Origin of the sequence: Sphingomonas sp. AX6 (assembly GCF_902506605.1) — a bacterium.
Lineage (GTDB): Bacteria > Pseudomonadota > Alphaproteobacteria > Sphingomonadales > Sphingomonadaceae > Sphingomonas.
Map to the genome: position 1 here is coordinate 1,180,127 of NZ_LR733979.1, position 22,292 is coordinate 1,202,418.

21 protein-coding genes and 1 tRNA gene are annotated in these 22,292 nt (G+C 63.7%); 9 read left to right on the plus strand and 13 right to left on the minus strand.

All coding sequences use genetic code 11. The annotated features are described in order from the left end of the window. Positions 1 to 48: 48 nt before the first annotated feature. From ENHY17A_RS05805 to ENHY17A_RS05820, 4 genes are all read right to left on the minus strand, one after another. Positions 49 to 1,473, minus strand: a complete 1,425-nt coding sequence (locus tag ENHY17A_RS05805) for an aldehyde dehydrogenase family protein (RefSeq protein WP_159710903.1) — start codon at positions 1,471 to 1,473, stop codon at positions 49 to 51. Positions 1,474 to 1,560: 87 nt separating this feature from the next. Then, positions 1,561 to 2,169: a flavodoxin family protein gene (locus tag ENHY17A_RS05810; RefSeq protein WP_159710904.1), complete on the minus strand. Its 609-nt coding sequence runs from the start codon at positions 2,167 to 2,169 to the stop codon at positions 1,561 to 1,563. Between the two features lie 331 nt (positions 2,170 to 2,500). Next, on the minus strand, positions 2,501 to 3,913 hold the full coding sequence (gene glnA, locus ENHY17A_RS05815) for a type I glutamate--ammonia ligase (RefSeq protein WP_159710905.1): 1,413 nt from the start codon (positions 3,911 to 3,913) through the stop codon (positions 2,501 to 2,503). A 95-nt stretch (positions 3,914 to 4,008) separates the two neighbouring features. After that, positions 4,009 to 4,347 (minus strand): P-II family nitrogen regulator, encoded by a 339-nt coding sequence (locus tag ENHY17A_RS05820; RefSeq protein ID WP_159710906.1) that lies wholly within the window; start codon positions 4,345 to 4,347, stop codon positions 4,009 to 4,011. Between the two features lie 248 nt (positions 4,348 to 4,595). On the opposite strand from ENHY17A_RS05820, the gene ENHY17A_RS05825 reads away from it, so the two are divergent. The 3 genes from ENHY17A_RS05825 (at position 4,596) to ENHY17A_RS05835 (ending at position 6,583) form a co-directional block, all read left to right on the plus strand. Continuing rightward, positions 4,596 to 5,273 (plus strand): type 1 glutamine amidotransferase domain-containing protein, encoded by a 678-nt coding sequence (locus ENHY17A_RS05825; protein ID WP_159710907.1) that lies wholly within the window; start codon positions 4,596 to 4,598, stop codon positions 5,271 to 5,273. Between the two features lie 144 nt (positions 5,274 to 5,417). After that, positions 5,418 to 6,473, plus strand: a complete 1,056-nt coding sequence (locus ENHY17A_RS05830) for a serine hydrolase domain-containing protein (protein WP_159710908.1) — start codon at positions 5,418 to 5,420, stop codon at positions 6,471 to 6,473. Positions 6,474 to 6,509: 36 nt separating this feature from the next. After that, positions 6,510 to 6,583, plus strand: a tRNA-Gly gene (locus ENHY17A_RS05835). 117 nt (positions 6,584 to 6,700) lie between these two features. On the opposite strand, the gene dinB is transcribed toward ENHY17A_RS05835, so the two are convergent. Together dinB and ENHY17A_RS05845 are read right to left on the minus strand one after the other, a co-directional pair. After that, positions 6,701 to 7,771 carry a DNA polymerase IV gene (gene dinB, locus ENHY17A_RS05840; protein WP_159710909.1) on the minus strand — a complete coding sequence of 357 codons (1,071 nt, stop codon included), beginning with the start codon at positions 7,769 to 7,771 and terminating at the stop codon, positions 6,701 to 6,703. Positions 7,772 to 7,865: 94 nt separating this feature from the next. Continuing rightward, positions 7,866 to 8,621: a competence/damage-inducible protein A gene (locus ENHY17A_RS05845; RefSeq protein ID WP_159710938.1), complete on the minus strand. Its 756-nt coding sequence runs from the start codon at positions 8,619 to 8,621 to the stop codon at positions 7,866 to 7,868. A gap of 64 nt (positions 8,622 to 8,685) precedes the next feature. On the opposite strand from ENHY17A_RS05845, the gene map reads away from it, so the two are divergent. Beyond that, positions 8,686 to 9,510 (plus strand): type I methionyl aminopeptidase, encoded by an 825-nt coding sequence (gene map, locus ENHY17A_RS05850; protein WP_159714206.1) that lies wholly within the window; start codon positions 8,686 to 8,688, stop codon positions 9,508 to 9,510. A 139-nt stretch (positions 9,511 to 9,649) separates the two neighbouring features. Continuing rightward, a complete protein-coding gene (locus ENHY17A_RS05855) occupies positions 9,650 to 10,462 on the plus strand; it encodes a metallophosphoesterase family protein (RefSeq protein WP_159710940.1) in 813 nt (270 codons plus the stop codon). A gap of 143 nt (positions 10,463 to 10,605) precedes the next feature. Here ENHY17A_RS05855 and ENHY17A_RS05860 read toward each other — a convergent pair whose 3' ends face one another. From ENHY17A_RS05860 to ENHY17A_RS05890, 7 genes are all read right to left on the minus strand, one after another. Continuing rightward, entirely contained in the window at positions 10,606 to 11,355 is a 750-nt protein-coding gene (locus ENHY17A_RS05860; RefSeq protein WP_159710942.1) for a class I SAM-dependent methyltransferase, read from the minus strand. Between the two features lie 101 nt (positions 11,356 to 11,456). After that, positions 11,457 to 14,864 carry an autotransporter outer membrane beta-barrel domain-containing protein gene (locus ENHY17A_RS05865; RefSeq protein ID WP_236547766.1) on the minus strand — a complete coding sequence of 1,136 codons (3,408 nt, stop codon included), beginning with the start codon at positions 14,862 to 14,864 and terminating at the stop codon, positions 11,457 to 11,459. Positions 14,865 to 15,150: 286 nt separating this feature from the next. Then, positions 15,151 to 15,708: a 30S ribosomal protein S9 gene (gene rpsI, locus ENHY17A_RS05870; RefSeq protein WP_159710946.1), complete on the minus strand. Its 558-nt coding sequence runs from the start codon at positions 15,706 to 15,708 to the stop codon at positions 15,151 to 15,153. Continuing rightward, positions 15,708 to 16,187 carry a 50S ribosomal protein L13 gene (rplM, locus tag ENHY17A_RS05875; protein WP_159710948.1) on the minus strand — a complete coding sequence of 160 codons (480 nt, stop codon included), beginning with the start codon at positions 16,185 to 16,187 and terminating at the stop codon, positions 15,708 to 15,710. Before rplM ends, rpsI begins: the two co-directional genes overlap by 1 nt. 138 nt (positions 16,188 to 16,325) lie before the next feature. Then, positions 16,326 to 17,114: a hypothetical protein gene (locus ENHY17A_RS05880; protein WP_159710950.1), complete on the minus strand. Its 789-nt coding sequence runs from the start codon at positions 17,112 to 17,114 to the stop codon at positions 16,326 to 16,328. After that, positions 17,107 to 17,439 carry a divalent-cation tolerance protein CutA gene (gene cutA / locus ENHY17A_RS05885; RefSeq protein WP_159710952.1) on the minus strand — a complete coding sequence of 111 codons (333 nt, stop codon included), beginning with the start codon at positions 17,437 to 17,439 and terminating at the stop codon, positions 17,107 to 17,109. Before cutA ends, ENHY17A_RS05880 begins: the two co-directional genes overlap by 8 nt. After that, the gene (locus ENHY17A_RS05890; RefSeq protein WP_159710954.1) at positions 17,436 to 18,503 is read right to left on the minus strand and encodes a COX15/CtaA family protein; all 1,068 of its coding nucleotides are present in this window, start codon (positions 18,501 to 18,503) and stop codon (positions 17,436 to 17,438) included. Before ENHY17A_RS05890 ends, cutA begins: the two co-directional genes overlap by 4 nt. Before the next feature lie 136 nt (positions 18,504 to 18,639). Between ENHY17A_RS05890 and ENHY17A_RS05895 the strand changes: the two genes are divergently transcribed. From ENHY17A_RS05895 to ENHY17A_RS05910, 4 genes are read left to right on the plus strand one after another with little or no spacing between them, the layout of a single operon-like run. Further along, positions 18,640 to 19,011 carry a MerC domain-containing protein gene (locus ENHY17A_RS05895; protein WP_159710956.1) on the plus strand — a complete coding sequence of 124 codons (372 nt, stop codon included), beginning with the start codon at positions 18,640 to 18,642 and terminating at the stop codon, positions 19,009 to 19,011. Between the two features lie 50 nt (positions 19,012 to 19,061). Further along, a complete protein-coding gene (locus ENHY17A_RS05900; protein ID WP_159710958.1) occupies positions 19,062 to 19,538 on the plus strand; it encodes a Fur family transcriptional regulator in 477 nt (158 codons plus the stop codon). Between the two features lie 38 nt (positions 19,539 to 19,576). Further along, on the plus strand, positions 19,577 to 21,505 hold the full coding sequence (gene dxs, locus ENHY17A_RS05905; RefSeq protein ID WP_159710960.1) for a 1-deoxy-D-xylulose-5-phosphate synthase: 1,929 nt from the start codon (positions 19,577 to 19,579) through the stop codon (positions 21,503 to 21,505). Positions 21,506 to 21,515: 10 nt separating this feature from the next. Further along, on the plus strand, positions 21,516 to 22,268 hold the full coding sequence (locus tag ENHY17A_RS05910; RefSeq protein WP_159710962.1) for a TlyA family RNA methyltransferase: 753 nt from the start codon (positions 21,516 to 21,518) through the stop codon (positions 22,266 to 22,268). Positions 22,269 to 22,292 lie beyond the last annotated feature (24 nt).

Below are 22,292 nucleotides of genomic sequence, written 5' to 3' on the forward strand. Positions count from 1 at the left end.
AGTCTCTACTCAGGACAAACGGAGTTGGTGAGTGCGCGCTGGGTCGCCTCACCCATAATCCCCGATCACCGACTTCACTTCCATGAATTCGGCCAGCCCGAACTTGCCGTATTCGCGGCCATTGCCCGATTGCTTGTAACCGCCGAAGGGCGCCGACGGATCGGGTTGGCCGCCATTCACATAGACCATACCAGCCCGCAGCCGCGGTGCGACGCGGCGGACGCTTTCGGCATCGCCGAACACCACCGCCGACAGGCCATATTCGGTGTCGTTGGCGACGCGGATCGCTTCTTCCTCGTCCTTGTACGGGATGATGGTGACGACGGGACCGAAGATTTCCTCGCGCGCGATCGTCATGTCGTTGGTGACGCCGGAAAACAGCGTCGGCTTGACGAAATAACCCGTCTCAACGCCGTCCGGGCGACCGGGGCCGCCGATCTCCAGCTTGGCACCTTCGCCCATGCCCGTGCGGATCAGCCCCTGCACCTTGTCGAACTGCGCCTTGTTGACCAGCGGACCGATATGGCGGCCTTCTTCCATCGGGTCGCCGGTCTGGGTCGCGGCCATCATCGCCTTGGCCGCTTCGATCGCTTCGCCCTGCTTAGATGCGGGCACCAGCATCCGCGTCGGCGCGATGCAGCTTTGCCCCGAATTGACGAGCACGCTCATCAGCGTGCCTTGCACCGCCTTGCCGATATCGGCGCTTTCCAGCACGACCGACGGCGATTTGCCGCCCAGTTCCTGGTGCACGCGCTTGACCGTGTCGGCAGCGGATTTGGCAACCATGATCCCGGCGCGAGTCGACCCGGTGAAGCTGACCATATCAACCTCCGGATGCGCGGTCAGTGCCGATCCGACCCCGGGGCCGTCGCCCTGAACCAGGTTGAACACGCCCTTGGGCACGCCCGCCTTGTCCAGAACCTCAGCGAAGATCGCTGCCGAGCCGGGGCATTCCTCGCTGGGCTTCAGGATCATCGTGTTCCCTGCGGCGAGCGCGGGTGCGACCTTGGCGACGATCTGGTTCATCGGCCAGTTCCACGGGGTGATCAGAGCGACGACGCCGATCGCCTCATGGACGACGGTGCTGCGCCCGACTTTCTCGGTGAACTCGAAATTCTTGAGCGCGTCGATCGCCGCGGTGAAATGACCGATTCCGGCCCCGACCTGCGCCATTTTCGCGATCGCGATCGGGCAGCCCATTTCGGTGGCGATCGCGGTGGCGAGATCGTCTGCACGGTTCTTGTACTCCGCCAGAATCGCTTCGAGCAACGCGACGCGCTTCTCTACCGAAGTCTGCGAGAAGCTATCAAAGGCTGCACGCGCGGCGGCAACTGCGCGATCGACATCGGCGGCGGTGCCGAGCGTGATTTCCGTGCAAGCCTCTTCGGTGGCGGGGTTGATCACCTCGTGACGGGTACCGCCATCGCTATCGACCCATGCGCCGTCGATATAGTGCTTCAGATAGCTTTTCATGGGCAAGACTCCGTCTGTCTTCGAATATCGGGTATGCGCCCATCATCGCGCTGCGCACGACTCGTTGCAAGATGAAACGCGAGGCGTTCAGCCCGGATACGGCTTTGCCTTGAGCAGTTCGGCAAGGTGCGCGGCGTTCGATGCGACCATTTTCGCGGTTTCGGTCACCTTTTCAGGCGTCTCGCGGAGATCCTTGAAATCGGTCGAACCCATCGCCTCGCCAACCCAATAACAGGCGGCGACTGCAGGGATGGTGAAGCCGACATCGTTCAGAGACTGAAAGATTTGCGACGAAGACCAGTGCGCGCCGTCTTCGTTTCCGACGATCGCCGCAATAGCAACCTTGCCATAGCTCGGCATCCGCCCGGCATCGTCGGTTTCGGACAGGAAGGCGTCGAGCCGCTCCAGCACGCGCTTCGCGACGCTGGAAATCTGGCCCATCCAGATGGGGGTGCCGAGAATGACGATATCATGCGCAAGAATTTTCTCGCGGATCGCCGGCCAGTCGTCGCCTTCGCCTTCGTCCGATGTCACGCCCGGCTTCACATTGTGCGCGGCGATGCGGATCGTCTCGGCGATCTTCACGTCATGCGCGCCGAACGCCTTACCCAACACCTCGATCATCGCGTCGGTGGATGAGTCCGCGCTCGCGTCGGACTTCAGCGTGCAATTCAGGGCGATGGCGGTGACGGCCATGATCTTTCTCCGGCTGGTTGAGCGGAAGAGACGAACGGCACGGCGTGGCGTTCCAACTATCTGGGCCTGAATAGGTTTAGACGAACTCCAACGTCCGTTCGCCTCGAGTAGCTGTCGAGCAACGTCGAGACGGCGTATCGAGAGGTCCGCGCCTGACGAGAGCATCTCTCGATACGGGTTGTCGGCTTCGCTCGACCCCTACTCGAGACAAACGGGTGAGGTTAAACGTCGCCCCAGCCCCCCAAACGCGAAACGCCCGGGCATTGCTGCCCGGGCGTCCCGCTGTCCGAGCGGCCGCTATGGCCGCGCGGGGATAAACAACGCGTGAACGTTACGAGGAATAATACATGTCGTATTCGACCGGGCTAGGCGTGGTTTCGAAATTGATCACGTCCTGCCACTTGATGTCGGCATAGGCCTCAATCTGGTCCTTGGTGAACACGTCGCCCTTGAGCAGGAATTCGTGATCGTCCTGCAGCGCGACCAGCGCCTCGCGCAGCGAACCGCAGACGGTCGGCACGTTGACCAGTTCGGCCGGCGGCAGGTCGTACAGGTTCTTGTCCATCGCCTCGCCGGGATGGATCTTGTTCTGGATACCGTCCAGGCCCGCCAGCAGCAGTGCGGCATAAGCGAGATAGGGGTTTGCAAGCGCATCGGGGAAGCGGAATTCGACGCGCTTCGCCTTGGTGCCGGTGCCGTAAGGGATGCGGCACGATGCCGAACGGTTGCGGCTGGAATAGGCGAGCAGCACCGGCGCTTCGAAGCCCGGAACCAGCCTTTTGTAGCTATTGGTCGACGGGTTGGTGAAGGCGTTCAGCGCGCGCGCGTGCTTGATGACGCCGCCGATAAAATAGAGGCACATGTCCGACAGGCCCGCATAGCCGTCGCCCGCGAACAGCGGCTTCTTGCCGTCCCAGATCGACATATGCGTGTGCATGCCCGATCCGTTATCGTCCTTGATCGGCTTGGGCATGAAGGTCGCCGACTTGCCGTAGGCGTGCGCCACCTGATGTACGACATATTTGTAGATCTGCATCCGGTCGGCGGTTTCCACGAGCGTGCCGAAGGTCAGGCCCAGTTCGTGCTGGGCTGCGGCGACTTCGTGGTGATGCTTGTCGCAGGGCAGGCCCATTTCGAGCATGGTGGAGACCATTTCGGCGCGGATATCGACGGCGCTGTCGACCGGGGCGACCGGGAAGTACCCGCCCTTGGCGCGCGGACGATGGCCCAGATTGCCGCCTTCATATTCCTTGCCCGAATTGGTCGGCAGTTCGATGTCGTCGATCTGGAAATAGCTGGTGTTGTATCCGGTTTCGAAGCGCACATCGTCGAACATGAAGAATTCGGCTTCCGGACCCACATAGATGGTGTCGCCGATGCCCGTGGTCTTCAGATAGGCCTCTGCACGCTTCGCGGTCGAGCGCGGATCGCGGGCATAGAGTTCGCCGGTCGACGGTTCGACCACGTCGCAGAACAGGATCATCATCGGCGTCGCCGAGAACGGGTCGATATAGGCCGCGTCCAGATCGGGCTTCAGCACCATGTCCGATTCGTTGATTGCCTTCCACCCCTCGATCGACGAACCGTCGAACATCAGGCCGTCGGTCAGCTGGTCGTCGTCCAGGCTCGATGCGACCATCGTCAGATGCTGCCACTTGCCCTTGGGATCGGTGAAGCGCAGATCGACCCACTCGATCTCGTCGTCCTTGATCTGCTTCAGGATGGCGCCGGCGTCTTTGGCCATGAAAGGCATTCCTTTTCTAATCAGAAAGCGGACATCGCGAATCGCGTAACAAGCTGTCGCGTTGGCCGGTATGTTTCACATATTGCTGCGGTGCGTCAAATGGCGTCGTCGTTACGCTCACCGGTGCGGATGCGGAGCGCGGTTTCGACCGGAATGACGAAGATCTTGCCGTCGCCGATGCGCCCGGTCTGCGCGGCGGCGGCAATCGCCTCGACCACGCGGTCGGCCAGGCCGTCCTCGACCACGACCTCAAGCTTCACCTTGGGCAGGAAATCGACGACATATTCGGCGCCGCGATACAGCTCGGTATGGCCTTTCTGGCGGCCAAACCCCTTTGCCTCGGTGACCGTGATGCCGGACACGCCGACTTCGTGCAGCGCCTCCTTCACCTCGTCGAGTTTGAAGGGTTTGATGATGGCCTCGATCTTCTTCACGCGACACTCCCCGCCTGGACGTTTGCGCCGATCATAGCGTCACACGCGTCCTCCGCCACCCCGCCCTTACAAAGCGCGTGCCATTTATGCGGGCTGCGGCGGCGCGTGGGTTGGGACGCAGATGAGGAAGCTGCGCTGCCCGGTTTTTAGGCATGTCACGCCTTGATGCGCGCTGGCCGGGCACAAGGCTGGCGCTCGCGCGATGGCTTCCTATCTCGGGGACCAGACCCCAACGCATGGAGCACCGAATGAACGTCCTGATGATCCTGACCTCGCACGACCGACTGGGCGATACCGGCAAGAAAACGGGCTTCTGGCTCGAGGAACTGGCCGCGCCCTATTATGTGTTGAAGGATGCCGGCGCGACAATCACGCTGGCTTCGCCCGAGGGTGGCCAGCCGCCGCTCGACCCCAAAAGCGCCGATGCCGATGCGCAGACCGACGACACGCGGCGGTTCGATGGCGACGCGGAGGCAAAAGCCGCGCTCGCCGATACTCGCGCGCTGGTCGAGGTCGATCCCGAACAGTTCGATGCGCTGTTCTTCCCCGGTGGTCATGGGCCGTTGTGGGATCTGGCCGAGGACGAAACCGTGCGCGCGATCATCGAAGCGATGATCCGCGATGAAAAACCCGTTGCCGCCGTCTGCCACGCGCCCGCGGTGTTTCGCCACACGCAGACCGAGGACGGCGAGCCGCTGGTCAAGGGCCGCCAGGTCACCGGATTTTCTAACAGCGAGGAGGAAGCGGTCGGCCTCACCGACGTCGTACCGTTCCTGGTCGAGGATATGCTGACCGAGCGCGGCGGCATCTATTCGAAGACCGACGATTGGGGCGTGCATGTGCTCCGCGACGGGTTGCTGATTACCGGCCAGAACCCCTCTTCGTCGGCGGCGACGGCGCGGAAACTGCTGGACGCGATGGGGTAATCACCGGCGTCACCCCGGCCTCAGTGCCGGGGTCCACCGGGCGGCGCACGCACCGTCGAAGCAACAGAGATTTGTAAGCGGTTTAGTGGACCCCGGCACTGCGGCCGGGGTGACGGATCGGTTAGGCCTTCCTACCTAACAGCAATGTACCGCTTATCCCTTGCCCTGATCGCCGTTGCCGCTCCCGCTTGTTCGCAGCCTGTGCCCGACACCCCGCGCGCCGAAGCCGCCCGTATCGAGACTCGCGGCCTCGACGCCGCGACCATGGCGAGCACCGTTGCAGCTGCCGAACGTCTGCCGCGGCTCCATTCGATGGTGATCGCACGACATGGCCAGACGATTGCCGAACACCGGTTTCGCGGGCCGAGCCTCGACACGCCGGTCAACATCAAGTCCGCATCCAAGACCATCCTTGCCACGCTGACCGGCATCGCGATCGAACGCGGCGTGCTGACCGGCGCGGACCAGAAGATCGCGCCCGTGCTGCGTGCCGACCTTCCGGCCAATCCCGACCCGCGGCTGGCCGATATCGATGTCGGCGATCTGCTGTCGATGCGCGCCGGGCTCGATCGCACCTCGGGCGCCAATTACGGGGCCTGGGTCGCGAGCCCCAATTGGGTGCGCTATGCCTTGGCGCGTCCGTTCGTGGACGAACCCGGCGGACGGATGCTCTATTCCACCGGCACTTCGCATTTGATGTCTGCCGTTCTGACCCGCGCATCGGGGCGTAGCACCCACGCGCTGGCGAACGACTGGCTGGCGGAGCCGCTCGGCATCCGCATCCCCGAATGGCCGCGCGACGCGCAGGGGGTTTATTTCGGCGGCAACGACATGCTGATGTCGCCAAAGGGCCTGCTGCGCTTCGGCGAGATGATCCGCCAAGGCGGCACGATCGACGGCAGGCGCGTTGTCCCCGCCGATTGGATCGCGACGAGCTGGCAATCACGCGGGACGTCGCCGTGGAGCGGCAATGGCTATGGCTATGGTTGGTTCACCAAAACCTCGTCGGGTCACGACGTCCATTTCGCCTGGGGCTATGGCGGGCAGATGCTGTTCATCGTTCCCGATCTTAGCCTGAGCGTAGTGATGATTTCCAACCCCAATCCGCATCCCCGCGCCGAAAGCCATTTGCCCGAACTCCACGCGTTGCTCGATCAGGGAATCGTACCCGCGGCGATTCGCGGGTCAGGGGGCGCTTGACTAAAGCCGCGCGGCGGCTAATCCGGCGCTTGTCAGGCGGGTATGATGTAATGGTAGCCTGTCAGCTTCCCATGCTGAACGCGCGGGTTCGATTCCCGCTACCCGCTCCAGCCGCGATCCACGATTTAGCAAAGCTAGATCGAGAAAAGATCGCGGCCGGTCGGCGGGGCCAAAAGCCCCGACCGACGACGCGGCTTCGCCGCGGCGCGCCTTTCATACCTCGTTCCCTACGCCTCGATCAGATCGAACAAACTATGTCCACGCGCCTCAATCGGCGTCAGGCTGCTCAGCGTCACGCCCACCAGCCGCACCGGCATTTCGAGCGGATAAAGTGTTGCGACCAACGTCAGCGCAGCATCGTGGAGTTCGGCGCGCGAAGCCACCGGGTCGGTTAGCGTGCGGCTGCGGGTGACGATGCGGAAATCGCGATATTTCGCCTTTACCGTCACCGTGCGCCCGCTGGTCTGCTTGGCTTCGCACCAGTCCCAGACATCGTCGGCCATCCGCAGCAACGGCTCCTCGACCGCCGCCGGGGTCGCGGCATCGTCGAACAGGGTGGTTTCCGAGCCTGAGGATTTGCGGACGCGGTTGGCGCGCACCGGGCGATCGTCCTGTCCGCGCGCGATGCGGTGATACCAGTCGCCTGCCTTGCCGAAGCGCGCTTGCAGATAGGCGAGGTCGTGCGCCTTCAAATCTGCGCCGGTGAAGATGCCCAACCGGTTCATCTTTTCCGCGGTGCGTGGGCCGACGCCGTGAAAGCGTTCGACCGGCAGCGCCGCGACGAATGCCTCTCCGCGTCCCGGCGGAATGACGCATTGGCCGTTGGGCTTGTTCTGATCCGAGGCGAGTTTGGCGAGAAATTTGTTGTACGAAATGCCCGCCGACGCGGTGAGGCCGGTGTCGGCGAAGATACGCGCTCGAATTTCCTCGGCCGTGGCGGTCGCGCTATCCAGTCCGCGCCGGTTTTCGGTGACGTCGAGATAGGCTTCGTCGAGGCTCAACGGTTCGACATGTTCGGTATAGTCGAGGAATACGCCGCGAATTTGCTGTGATACCGATTTGTACACGTCGAACCGCGATTTGACGAAAATCAGGTCGGGGCAGCGCCGCCGCGCGGTGACCGACGGCATCGCGGACCGGACGCCGAAGGTGCGCGCTTCATAGCTGGCGGCGGCGACCACGCCTCGCGCGCTGGACCCACCGACCGCGACGGGTTTGCCGCGAAGCTCGGGATGGTCGCGCTGTTCGACCGACGCGAAGAAGGCGTCCATGTCGACATGGATGATCTTGCGGGTCATGGCGCACAGGTTATGTCGTGGCGCGGGAGCAGGCGCAATGTTCTTGTTAGGTTCTGGTCTTTGCCCGGGATTGGGTGGGGAGAGGGAGGCGTCCCTAAATCCCGCCGCGCGTGAAATCGCGACCTTCGGTTTGCAGCCGCGCGATCAGATCATCCGTGCACCTGTTGATCACCATCTGCTCGGTCGCCCGCACCACAAAATTCGCGCCGACCTGACCTTCGCGGAAAAAGGGATAGCTGCCGATCGACACGCCTTCGTGCGCGCGCTCGACCTCGCGCAGCGTGTCGGCGATTTCGCTTTCGGCGACCCAGCAGCCGATGGTCTCCGACAGCACCGGTAGCCCGCCCTCCAGCGTGCCGGTCAATGCGTCGAGCATCCCTGCGGTAATGTGCGGCACACCGGCCATGACGAACAGGTTTTCGATTTTGATGCCCGGCGCGCCCGACATGCGGTTGGGGATCAGTTCCGCACCCTCCGGCACGCGCGCCATGCGCAGCCGAGCCTCGGTCAGACCGCCGCGCGTTTCGTAATATGCCGTCAGCGTCGCGCGCGCCTGTTCGTGGATCGCGACGGGGACGCCCAGCGCGGCGGCGATCGCATCGACCGTGATATCGTCGTGCGTCGGGCCGATCCCGCCGGTGGTGAAGCAATAATCGTTGCGCGACCGCAGCCCGTTGACCGCCTCGACGATCGCGGCTTGCGTATCGCCGACCACGCGGACCTCCGCCAGTCGAATGCCCTGGACGTTCAGCCAGCTCGCAAGCTGGGCGATATTCTTGTCCTGGGTCCGCCCCGACAGGATTTCATCGCCGATGACGACCAGGGCGGCGGTCCAGATGCGCGTGTTCATGGGTGTCGCTCTAGCGTATGCGGCGACTCTCGCAAAGCGGCGGAAAAGCGATTATATGGCGCGGATGACCGACTATGTGCTTGCCGCCGACACCCCGCTCCACCGCACTGGCGCCATCCGTCTCCATGGCCCCGAAGGCTTCGAAGGCATGCGCCGCGCCGGGCGCCTTGCCGCCGACATTCTCGATGCGCTGGCACCGCATGTCGTCCCCGGCGTGACGACGGCGGAACTAGACGATTTCGTGCGAACGCGGATGCTGGACGGCGCCAGCGTGCCCGCGACTTTGGGCTATCGCGGCTACACGCACAGCTGCTGCATCTCGATCAACCATGTCGTGTGCCACGGCATTCCCGGCGACCGGGTGCTGAAGGACGGCGACATCGTCAATATCGACGTGACCCCTCTGCTCGACGGCTGGCACGGCGATACCAGCCGCATGTATCTGGTCGGCGATGTGTCGATCAAGGCGCGGCGACTGGTGGATGTCACCTACGAATCGCTGATGCTGGGGATCGAGCAGGCACGGCCCGGCAATCATCTGGGCGATGTCGCGCACGCGATTCAGACGCATGCCGAAAAGCACCGTTACGGCGTGGTGCGCGATTTCTGCGGGCACGGGGTGGGGCAATTGTTCCACGATGCGCCCGAAGTCGTCCATGCCGGACGTCCTGGGACCGGGCCGGAATTGAAGCCCGGCATGTTCTTCACTATCGAGCCGATGATCAATATCGGCCGCGCGGATGTGAAGGTGCTCGACGACGGATGGACGGCGGTGACGCGCGACCGGTCGCTGTCGGCGCAGTTCGAACATTCGATCGGGATCACCGAAGATGGCTGCGAAATCTTTACGTTGAGCCCGATGGGACGCCACGCGCCGCCTTACGTTTGAGGACCATCTCGGCTCATATCCCGTTCGTTTCGAGCGAAGTCGAGAAACTCGTGCTGGGGTTTTCCATGCGTTTCTCGACTTTGCTCGAAACGAATGGAGTGTTTGGGGCACTCATCCTGCCTTTGCGCGTTGGCCCTTGATGGCCACCGACGATAGCAGCGACATCGATCTTACCGACCACCGCACCGAAAGCGCGCCCTGGGACCATCTCGGTGCGAACGCGACCCGACTGTTCCATGTCAGCGACATCCATTTCGGTGCCGAGGATCGCGAGGCGCTCGACTGGTTCGCAGGGCTGGTGCGCGACGAAAAGCCTCATGCGCTGATCTTTACCGGCGACATTACGATGCGCGCGCGCGGCCATGAATTTGAAGCCGCGAGCGAGTGGTTCGAGCAATTCGACATGCCGGTGACGGTGGAGGTCGGTAATCATGATCTGCCCTATCACAACCCGCTGCTGCGCTTTGTTGCGCCGTATAAGCGTTATCACCGGTTGGAGCGGTTGATCGAGAAACCCTTGGAAATTCAGGGCATCTCGATCGTGCCGCTCAAGACCACCGCGCGCTTCCAGTGGCGGCTCGACTGGTCGAAGGGCTATATCAGCGAAGAAGGCGTCGGGCGGGTTGTCGACAAGGTCAATGCGGTGCCCGACGACCACCTGATCTTCGTCGCGGCCCACCATCCGCTGCTGCCGGTCGCGGGAGCGGCGGGGAAGGGGGATACCAAGCGCGGACCCGAAACGCTCGATGCGCTGGCCAAGGCGGGCGCGCATGCGGTGCTGTCGGGCCATGTCCACGATCCGTTCGACGACGTCCACCGCGCGCATGGCCGCGAAGTCCGGCTGATCGGGGCGGGGACGCTGTCCGAACGCACGCGAGAGACGCAGCCGTCGTTCAACGAGATCCGCGTGAGCGGCGGCAAGTTCGAGACGATGGCGCGGTATCTGGGGTGAGGCAACTAAACCTCCGTCATCCCGGCCGACGTGCCGGGGTCCGCTAAGCCGCTCGCGGTTCACTAAATCCCGAAGCGCAAGGCGTGCCATCCGGTGGACCCCGGAACAAGCCCGGGGTGACACCGGCAGGCCACGTTGCCGTATCAGCCCACGCGCTTCCCGATCAACGTGCCCTTGGTCCCGGCGTGCCGCAGTTCGAAATCGAAATTGGGCCAGCGGTCGCGCCAGCGTTTTGCGATGACGCGCTCTCCCGGACGCGCGGCGTCGTCGAGCATCACCGTGCCGCCGATCGAGATGCGTTCGAACAGCACCTCCGCCGATCCGCGGACGAACGGGTGGATGGTCCAGGGCGGGCCATCGATCAGCAGCAGGTCGATCGTGTCGGGCAGGTGCTTCAAATCATACCACGCCCCCGGCCAGTCGAGTTGCGCGCGCGCGAAGGGGGCGGCGTACATGTCGGCATCGACGCCATGCTCTTTCAGCCAGCCATGCGTTGCCGCGACGAAATCGGCATGCTGGTCGAAACTGGTCAGCCGACCGCCGCCGTTCAGCGACAGGGCCTTGGCCAGGATCAGGCTCGACGCGCCCGATCCCAGTTCGACCACATTGGCCGGACGCGCGGCCTCGATATGATCGACCAGTAAGTGGAGCAGGCCGGTATCGGCTTTCCAGCTCCCCAGATTGGGCAGCGCGTCGGCAGGCAGGCCCAACCGCGCAAGCAGCGCCGCCTTTGCCGCCTTGGTCCCGCCCGACAGGCTCTTGGCCAGCCACGGCCACTGGATCAGGGCCCAGCCGACCACGGTCGCCTTGTCCGCCACCTTGCGCGGCAGGTCTTCGGGCCACGCACCTGAATCGGGCAACGTGAAGAGGCGGGTCTGTTCGCGCGATGTCATCGGTGGGTACGGAGCCGCTGAATAGCAAAAGGGGGACGGCCCGCGTGGACCGTCCCCCTTCATTTTGCAAGCCGGTTGAGACGGGCGAGCGATCCGCCGCGTCAGAAGCGGAACGTGACCGTGCCCTTATACGCCTGGTTGCTGACGTCCTTGCGCTCGATCGTCGTTTCCGCTTCGACCGCGAAGCTGATGCGATCGGTGCCGAAGGCGACGCCGCCCGACACTTCGGCCCAGTCGCGATCGGTGCCCGGCAGCGCGATCAGCGCCTGGGGGCCGACCCCGCCGCGGAAGTTCGCGCCGAAGAAGGCAGGGCGATCCTCGAACTCATGGACGTAGTTCGCGGTGACATAGGGACGGAACGCGCCGGTCGTGACCTTTGCCGTGGCACCGGCGCGGCCCTGGAAGCTGTCGAACGTCCCCAGGTCATACTGGAGCGCCGGACCGCCGCCGCGTTCCACAGTGTCGGTGAACTCGATACGGCTGACCCGTGCCGAGGCGCGCGGAGTCAGCGAGAAGCCACCGCCGCCCATGTCGAAGCCGATACCCGCTTCGGACTGGAAGGCGAAGGCACGGTCGGTCGCGCGGAGATCGAACGAGGTGGCACCAACCGGAACCTGGCGGCTGGTATCGACCTCGAAGACCCCGGCAGAGACCATCGCGTCGAGTTTAAGCCGACCGAGCATGGCGGTGCCGTACAGCGTGCCCTGAACCAACTGGCTCGACGCATTCTGGGTCGGGACTACGGTGTTTCCGTCCAGATCGCTGTAGGTCATCGCGAAGCCCAGCGTGGACACATCGTCCGGGAATGCCTCGACACCGGCGGCGATGAAATAGCCGTCGAAATCGCCGCGACCAGTGGGCGTTGCGGTGGGCAGTCCCATACCCTTACCGTCGATATAGCCGCCCGCCAGATAGATGGCGACGCTATCGGGTAGTACGCCCTGCTGCACGGTCATGCCGTTGCCCACGTCCGACTGAATGTCGCTTGCCAGGTTCGACGTGGCGAGCGAGGCCAGTTGCACCGGCTTGCCGTACATGGCGACGGTGCCGCCTGCATTGGCCTGGCCACTGCCGAGCATCCGGTTGCGGATGAAACGCGACGTCGTGTCGGTCGCAACGATCCCCTGCATCGCGCCTGCGTTCTGCGCGTGGGGTGCGAACCCTTCGAGTTGCGAGCGGATCGTCGCCTGGTTTTGGAGATCGAGTTCGCCGTACAGGTCGGCGAAGCGATCATATTGCCCGCGATTCTGGTCCAGCAGGCGGGCAAATTCCAACTGGATGGGTGACGAACGATCGACGACGTTGCCGTAGAGCCCTGCCTCGATCTCCATCTGTACGCTGTTGGCCGAATAGGTGAAGCGCGGGGTCAGGATCGCACTGAAGGCCGCACCCGGCATGAAGGTTCCGGTCACGCCGCCTTGCGCGGTCAGGATCGTGTAGCGCTGATTGTCGCGAAGACGAAACCCCGAAACTGGCGCGAAGCCGACGAAACCGCCGATGTTCGCGCGCCCCGGCTGACCGCTTCCGGCCGCTACCGCGACCCGATCGGACGTGCCGTTGTCGCCGAGGTCGATCAACAGGTTGCTGCCGCTCGCCAGGATCACGTTGCCGTTGAACGTCAGCGTGCCGATCGTGCCTGTCCCGCCCGGCGCGATCATGCCGGCGATGTTGGTGAAGAACGGCGTGGCGATGGTGCCGCGACCCTGCAACCCGCCGGTCATCAGGAAATAGTCCCCAAGCGTGGTGAGGCGGCCATCGACCGCGACCATGCCTGCGAGCTGGTTTACTTCGATCAGGCTGGTGAGTGATCCGGCACTCCCGATGTTCAGCCGGGCACCCGAACCCGTGATCGTCAGATTGTCGATCGTCGCCGCGCTGCTGAGCGTCGTCGTGCCCGTCGCCGACAGGGTGACGTCGTAATAGCGTCCGACGACCCCGGCGCGCGGATTGGCGACCACGTTGTTCGGTATGAACCCGCTCGCACCCGGCAGGCCGTTGGCGATCGTTGCGGGGGGCAGGGCGGCGGGCGCGGCATCGCCATCCGCCATTGCGACGGAGGCCGCGCCGCTGCGGACGTCGCCGTCATCGCTGAGCGTAGCGGTTGCATTCGTGGGACGGTCTTCGACCATCAGCCCGTTTTGCGACGCGGCCCCCGTGCCGTTTTTGAGTCCGGCATCGATCGCGGCGTGCGCCTCGGCGGACACCGCTTCGGAATTGACGACGACACCGTTGATCAGGAACCGACCGGTGGCCACGTCGAAACACTGGCTCAACGTCGGCGAATCGAAACAGATCTGCCCAAACCCGTTCGGATCGTTGCCGAGCGCGCCTGCGCCCGGATCGTTTGGCACGCCCGCGACCAGCCTGCCATTGGCGTCGAGCACGCGATAACTGGGATCGAGCAGGCTGGACCAGCGCGCTGCGTCCTCCCAATTCCCGTCGCCCGCCTTTGCGCCGACGTAGCGATAGGGATTGTTCTGCGCGATCCAGTCCCAGTAGAGGTAGAGTGGCTGGTAAAAGCTGCTCGTGCCATAGGTGCTGAACGGCTGGGGTCCGAAGAAGCGGCTGCCGCCCGACAGCACGCCCAGCACGACTTTCTCGCCATATGTCTGGTCAAGGATCAGCGGCCCGCCCGAATCGCCACCGGCTGTCGTGCCTTCGTTGGGCAGTGCCCGATCCTTGAACAGGTTGAAGTCGAAGGGAGAAGCCGCCGCCGTGCCGCGACGCGGATCGTCGAAATCGAGCTGGTAGAGATTTTGCGGCAATCCCGAGGGCGTTCCGAACAGAAACAGGTCGCGGTCGTTGAACGAGCCGAGAATACCGATGAAATTCTCCGCCACCCGGCGACGCCAGTCGATCGCGTTGGAATCGCCGACATTGCCGATGCCACTTCGGCCGTAACCGGTCAGCGTCACATGATAGCCGGTGCCCGTCGTCCCGCTAACCGCCGCTGGTGCGGGGAGTGCGGAAAACAACATGGCCCAGGTCGGAATATCGCGGGTCGGGGTGTCGAACGATGCGATCGCCACATCGGCTTCAAGGAACCCTGCGCCTTGTGGACGCGCGGTCGAGCCGGGATGCCAGAATACCTGGTCGACATTATGGACCAGCGTGTTTGCATTCGTCTGAAACCGGCGCGGATTGGCCTGCCCGCCGATGGTCGGCAGGAACCATTGCTGGATACCCGCCAGATTGTCGGCCTTGAACCCGAACGCGATCGGTGTCCCGCCGCTTGAAGAGCCGTAGCTTGTTTGGGGCTGTGTATTCACGCAATGCGCGGCGAAGATCATCGTGCGCGGATTGATCAGGGTTCCCGTGCACGTACCGATGCCGCCATTGGCCGCTGCGACGAACATCTGGCCGATGCCGTTCACATCGACAGGGTCGCGCGCCGTGGTGGGCGTGCCAGGCTGCGAAATGACGATCTGGGGTGTTTCTTCCGACGCGGTCGGTCGCGCGTGCGGTGTATCTTCGGCACCGGTGGGAGGAACGGGTCCGACCTGAGCCATTGCGGACGGCGAAAGCCCAAGAGCAAGCGCGGCGGAACTGGTTAGCAGGAACGAATGGAACGACGCGGAACGCTGGCGCAAAACGGACATGAAACCCCCCTGATAAGACTGACTCGATCGGCCAGTTCCGCAACGCTATCAGCAAGTGGTTGGGCAGCAAGCGAATTTGCGTGACGATGTCACGCCGGTTGCGACGCTGTTACAATTTGGCCACGCACCGTGACCGAAACGAAAAAGGGCGGCCCGTTGCCGGACCGCCCTTTCGCGTTTCGATAGATCAAAAAGCTTAGCGCTTAGAGAACTGGAAGCTACGGCGGGCCTTGGCCTTGCCGTACTTCTTACGCTCGACCGCGCGGCTGTCGCGGGTCAGGAAGCCTGCTGCCTTGACGGCTGCGCGCAGCGTCGGTTCGTAGCGCGTGATCGCCTGGGCGATGCCGTGCTTGACCGCGCCGGCCTGGCCCGAAAGGCCACCGCCCTTGACGGTGCAGACGACGTCATACTGGCCGTCGCGATCGGCGACGCCGAATACCTGGCTGATGACGAGACGCAGCGTCGGACGCGCGAAATACACTTCCTGGTCGCGACCATTGACCGTGATCTTGCCGCTGCCGGGCTTCAGCCAGACGCGAGCGACCGCGTCCTTACGACGACCGGTGGCATAGGCGCGGCCCTGCTTGTCGATGATCTGCTCGCGCAAAGGCATCGTCGGGGCGGTGGGCTGAACCGGGGCTGCTTCGACGGTCGAGTCGGTTGCCGTGGTGGTCGCTGCGGGCGCAGGCGTCGCGGCCTGTTCGCCGCTGGCGATTGCGCCCAGATCGGAAAGGGACTGGCGGTTGTCGGACATTATGCGCCCACCTTGTTCTTGCGGTTCATGCCCGCGATGTCGAGGACTTGCGGGTTCTGGGCGGCGTGCGGATGCTCGGTGCCCTTGAAGATGCGCAGATTGCGCATCTGCTGACGGCCCAGCGGACCGCGCGGAATCATGCGCTCGACTGCCTTTTCAAGGATACGCTCGGGGAAGCGACCGTCGAGAATCTTGTCCGCGGTCACTTCCTTCAGGCCACCGATGTAACCCGTGTGCTTGTAATAGACCTTGTCGGTGCGCTTCTTGCCGGTGAACCGAACCTTGTCGGCGTTGATGACGACGACATTGTCGCCGCAATCGACGTGCGGGGTGAAGCTGGTCTTGTGCTTGCCGCGCAGGACGTTTGCGATGATCGACGCTGCACGACCGACCACCAGGCCTTCGGCATCGACGATGTGCCATTTCTTTTCCACTTCGTGCGGCTTGGCCGACTTGGTGGTCTTCATCAGCGCCTTCATGGGCTATTTGACCTTATATGTGCGAGTGAAACGCGAACGCGCCGCCCACAGGGACAGCGCGATTGAGCGGCCAAATGCCGTTAGGGGCGCGAAAAGTCAAGCGGGCCGGGCTCGATTAAACGGGTATTTCAATACCGGTCATTTTTCCGCGAGTGATATTTTAGTGATCGACACTTGCTCCCGGTCGCCGATTCGCACGCTTGTTCGGTCGGTCGATTGCGACAGCAATCCGCTTTGCGAGTCGAGGATCGCAACGGTTTCACGCTCGCGGTCGATCGTTGTCCCTGGGCTGCGCTCGGTCCCTGCCCGCATGGGTTCGCTGCCGCGAACGATCCTGGTCAGTCGCAAAGCGCGCCCGCCGGTCCGTTCGAGCCGCTCCGTACCGACAAGCGTTGCAGCGGTGCCGTTCGCCGATCGACCCGGCAACGAGACTGGACGTAGGGCATAGGGTCCGTCTGCGGCGATGGCGGGAATAACCAGCGGATCGAGCATCGACCACAGCATCGCCACGCGCTGACGACGCGGTGCCACGCGGAGCGAGGCGACGACCGGCGCGCCACGGGTGCCTGTCGCGTCGATCGACATCCCATCGACGAGTGCGGTCCAATGTCCGTCGATCGCGTCGATCGAACCGAGCGTCCCCTGCGGGGTCAGGCGATAGCGGACCGTGCGCCCTTTCAATCCCGCCAATGCGCGTTCGAACATCGCACCTTCTTCGCCATTGCCGCCGACAATCCGGTCGAGCGTCAAATCGGCAAACAGGCCGTCGCCGTCACGGGCGAAGCGCAATGTCCGCTCGATCCGGTAGCGCCGCTCTCCGCCGGGGTCGCTGCGGACCTGCTCGGTCACGTAGGCGAATTCGCGGTCGAGCGGCGGGGCAAACAGTGCGCCCTGAACCATCGCGCTGGCGACGACGAGATTAAGCATCTGAAGGTCTGGCGTCGGTTTCGGTCGCAACCCAGTCGGCGATCTCGACCGCAACCGCGACCGGCCAGATTTCGATCGCGGGAAGATCGTGGCCGTGCAGAGCGGCGATGCGATCGGCGAGCGGCTGGGCGAGTGCCAGTGTGGTTTTGAACAGGGCGGGCAATTCGACGCTACGCTCGACCTTGCCCTGCCAGCGATAGATCGACCGGCAGCGATGTTCGACATTGACGCACGCCGCCAGCTGTTCGTCGATCACAACCTCTGCAATGCGTTCCGCCTCCGTCCAGTCGGCAAAGGTCACACGGACGATCGCGATGTCGGTCATGCGGGCACCCGATGCGACATGGGCGCAGCGACGGCTTGCGTGCCCAGCCTGTGCGCGCCCCAGGTCACTGCGCCGACCAATAGCGCACCCACCACCTGATGCAGCACCGCCAGCACGATATCGACGCCCGACAACACGGTCGCGATACCGAGCAGGATCTGGATGCCGAGCAAGGCGTGGATCGCGATCGAGGTGCTGCGCTCGCCGGAACGCTTCACCCGGATCGCTAGCATCAGCAGCGCGGCGAAGGCGACCCAGGCCCACCAGCGATGAATCCAGTGGAGGACGTAAGGATCGTTGACGATCGCATCCCAGAAACTGCGCATCGCGAATTCTTCCGTAGGGAAGAAGCGGCCGTTCATCATCGGCCATTGATCGGTGACCAGCCCGGCGTTGAGGCCCGCGACGAACGCGCCGAACAGCAATTGCACGAACAGGATGGCACCGACCGTTAGCGTGAAGGGCGTCAGGCGGGCGCGGGGCGCTGCTGGGTCACGCGCCAGGTTCAGCATATCGCGCGCGGTCCATAACAGGCTGGCCAGCACGAACAGGGCGAGGAGAAGATGCGCGGCAAGGCGGAAGTGGCTGACGTCGGTGCGTTCCGCCAGACCCGATGCGACCATCCACCAGCCGATCACGCCCTGCAGTCCGCCAAGCAGAAACAGCCCGACCAACCGCGGCTTGAACCCCGACGGGATCATCCCCTTCACCCAGAACCAGGCGAGCGGAAGGGCGAAGGCGACGCCGATCAGCCGCGCAATGACGCGGTGGATATATTCCCAGAAAAAGATGAACTTGAACTCGTCCAGGCTCATCCCCCGGTTGACCTGCTGATATTCGGGGATCTGCTTGTATTTCTCAAACTCGATCAGCCACTGGGCTTCGTTCAGCGGGGGGAGGACGCCCGACACCGGCTTCCATTCGGTGATCGACAGTCCCGATTCGGTCAGTCGTGTGATGCCACCCACCGCGACGATCGCGACGACCAGACATGCGACGAAGAACAGCCAGTTGGCGATAGCGCGGGGCGCGCCGATCCGCGCGCGGGGTTCGACCTGATCCATATGGCCAGTCCTATGCGCGACGGGGTTGCCGGGTTCAAGCGCGGTGGATCGATCAGGATCGACGGATGAACCGATCAGAATTTTCATTCATGTGATATTGTAACCTAACACGATCGATGGCATATGCGTCCTCGTGATGGCTTCAGGCAATTCCTACCGCCGCGGCAAAGTCGACCGCTGGGCAATCGGGCTTTCGGGCCTGTGCATGGCGCATTGTCTGGCGACTGCGCTGGTCTTCGGCGCGGCGTCTGCGGTCGGTGGGCTGCTACATAGTCCGTTCATCCACGAAGCCGGGCTGGTCTTTGCGATTCTGCTGGGCGGGATCGCGCTGGGACGCGGCATTCAGGTCCATGGACAAAAGCTTCCGCTCGCGATCGGTGCTGTCGGCCTGATCGTGATGGCGGGCGCGCTGACGATGCCGCACGGCAACGGCGAAGTCGGCGTGACGCTGATCGGCGTTACGCTGCTCGGTTGGGGCCATTATCTCAATCGCCGCGCAGTCGCCTGACACGGTTGGGGCGATTGCCAGCAGGGTCCGCAACGCCTAGATTCCACCCCATGGCCCACGCACATCACGAACATACCGGAATTGCCCTGTCGGATGCTGCCCGCGTCACGCTCGAATCGAAGGGCGAACAGTGGACGGATTTGCGCGCGCAGATTTTCGGTGTGCTGGCAGGGTTCGATAAACCGGCCAGCGCCTACGACATTGCGGAAGGTGTCTCGGCCGCAGCAGGCCGACGGATCGCACCCAATACCGTGTACCGAATCCTCGACCTGTTCGTGGCGTCGAATTTGGCAAGGCGAGTCGAAAGCGCGAATGCCTATGTCGCCAACGCGCATCCCGATTGCCTGCACGACTGCATCTTTCTGGTGTGCGACAATTGCGGCCAGACCACGCATATCGACGATGACAAGATTACCAGCACCGTCCGCAAGGCGGCGGTTGCCACCGGTTTCCTGCCCGTGCGTCCGGTGATCGAGGTGCGCGGCACGTGCGCCGAATGCGACGGAGCGGGAGTAACCGCGCAGTAACAATCGACACGAGTTTGGTGCTGGAGTAAGCACGTCGGATGTCCGAACTGCCCCACACGCCGCTCCTCGACACGGTCGATAGCCCCGCCGATCTCCGCAAACTCAAAGCCAGCGACTTGCGGCAACTCGCCGACGAGTTGCGCGCGGAGATGATCTCCGCGGTCGGGGTCACCGGCGGGCATCTCGGCTCGGGACTCGGCGTGGTCGAACTGACCACCGCGATCCATTATGTCTTCAACACGCCCGAGGACCGGTTGGTCTGGGACGTCGGCCATCAATGCTATCCGCACAAGATCCTGACCGGACGCCGCGACCGCATCCGTACCTTGCGCATGGGCGGCGGCCTTTCGGGCTTCACCAAGCGGAGCGAGAGCGAATATGATCCGTTCGGCGCGGCGCATTCCTCGACATCGATTTCGGCGGCGCTGGGCTTTGCGATCGCCAACAAGCTGAACGATGCGCCGGGCAAGGGGATCGCGGTCATCGGCGACGGTTCGATGTCGGCGGGGATGGCCTATGAGGCGATGAACAACGCCGAACAGGCGGGCAACCGTCTGGTCGTGATCCTGAACGACAACGACATGTCGATCGCCCCGCCGGTGGGTGGCTTGTCTGCCTATCTGGCGCGGATGGTGTCGTCGAGCGAGTATCTGGGGCTGCGGAGCCTCGCCAAAAAGGTCGCGCGCCGACTGCCGCGCCGGGTCCATTCGGCGGCGGAAAAGGCCGAGGAATTTACCCGCGGGATGGTGACCGGCGGTACGTTGTTCGAAGAACTGGGCTTTTACTATGTCGGGCCGATCGACGGCCATAATCTCGACCACCTGATCCCGGTGCTGGAAAATGTCCGCGACGCGAAAGAGGGGCCGGTGCTGGTCCATGTCGTGACCAAGAAGGGCAAGGGCTACGCGCCTGCGGAAAACGCCGCCGACAAATATCACGGCGTCCAGAAATTCGACGTCATCACCGGCACCCAGGCCAAGGCACCACCAGGCCCGCCCTCGTACCAGAATGTGTTCGGCGATACGCTGGCAAAGCTGGCCGAGACCGACGAACGCATTTGCGCGATCACCGCGGCGATGCCGTCGGGCACCGGGGTCGACAAATTCGCCGCCGCACATCCCGACCGCAGCTTTGACGTGGGGATTGCCGAACAACATGCTGTGACTTTTGCGGCGGGGCTCGCCGCGCAGGGGATGCGCCCGTTCTGCGCGATCTATTCGACCTTCCTCCAGCGCGCATACGATCAGGTTGTCCACGACGTCGCGATCCAGAACCTGCCCGTGCGGTTCGCGATCGACCGCGCCGGGTTGGTCGGCGCGGATGGATCGACCCATGCGGGCAGTTTCGACGTCACCTATCTGGCGACGCTCCCCAATTTCGTGGTGATGGCCGCTGCCGACGAGGCCGAGCTGGTCCACATGACCTATACCGCCGCCGAGCATGACTCTGGCCCGATCGCGGTGCGCTATCCACGCGGCAATGGCACCGGGGTAGCACTTCCCGAAACCCCGCAACTGCTGGAAATCGGCAAGGGCCGGGTGGTACGCGAAGGCAAGAAGGTCGCGATCCTATCGCTCGGCACGCGGCTCGCGGAGGCGATGAAGGCGGCCGATGCGCTCGAGGCCAAAGGCCTGTCGACCAGCGTCGTCGATCTCCGCTTCGCCAAGCCGCTCGACCAGGATTTGATCCGACGGATGCTGACGACGCACGAAGTCGCGGTCACGATCGAGGAAGGCTCGATCGGCGGGCTGGGCGCCCACGTCCTGACCTATGCCAGCGACGAAGGGCTGATCGACGGCGGGCTGAAACTGCGCACGATGCGCCTGCCCGACGTGTTCCAGGATCAGGACAAGCCCGAAAAACAATATGACGACGCGCGGCTGAATGCCGAGCACATCGTCGATACCGTGCTGAAGGCGCTGCGCTGGAACGAAGAGGCGGGGGCCGAGGCGGGCGCGCGCGCCTGAGTCCGCTAGCATGCCTAAAATTCGCGCCGACCAGTTGCTCGTCGATTCCGGGCTAGCCGAATCGCGGACGCGCGCGCAGGCGCTGATCATGGCGGGGCTGGTGTTCGTCGGTGATCGCAAGGTCGAGAAGCCCGGCCAGCAGGTGGCGGACGACATGCAATTCGACGTGCGCGGGCGCGACCATCCCTGGGTGTCGCGCGGCGGAATTAAACTGGCGCACGCGTTGACGCATTTCCAGATCGACGTGACTGGTGCGGTCGCGATCGACGTGGGTTCGTCCACCGGCGGCTTCACCGATGTGCTGCTGACGAACGGCGCATCGCGGGTCTACGCGGTGGATAGCGGCACCAACCAACTGGCGTGGAAGCTGCGCCAGGACGACCGGGTCATCGTCCACGAACAGACCAGCGCGCGTATCCTGACGGCCGCGCACATTCCCGAGCCGATCGATCTGGTGGTATGCGACGCCAGCTTCATCGGCCTTGCCAAAGTGCTCGACGTGCCGCTGGGTTTCGTGCGCGAAGGCGGGCGGCTGGTGGCGCTCATCAAGCCGCAATTCGAGGCGGGGCGCGACGAAGTGGGCAAGGGCGGGGTCGTTCGTGACCCTTCCGTTCATGTCCGGGTCACAAATGACATCGCACGGTGGCTGGAACAATCCGGTTGGACCGTCGGCGGTATCGTCGAAAGCCCGATCACCGGTCCCGAAGGAAACGTAGAGTTTTTGATCTCGGCCGTGAAACGACATCACCCGACTTGCGTTTGACGCTACGTCCGCATAGCCGAAGGA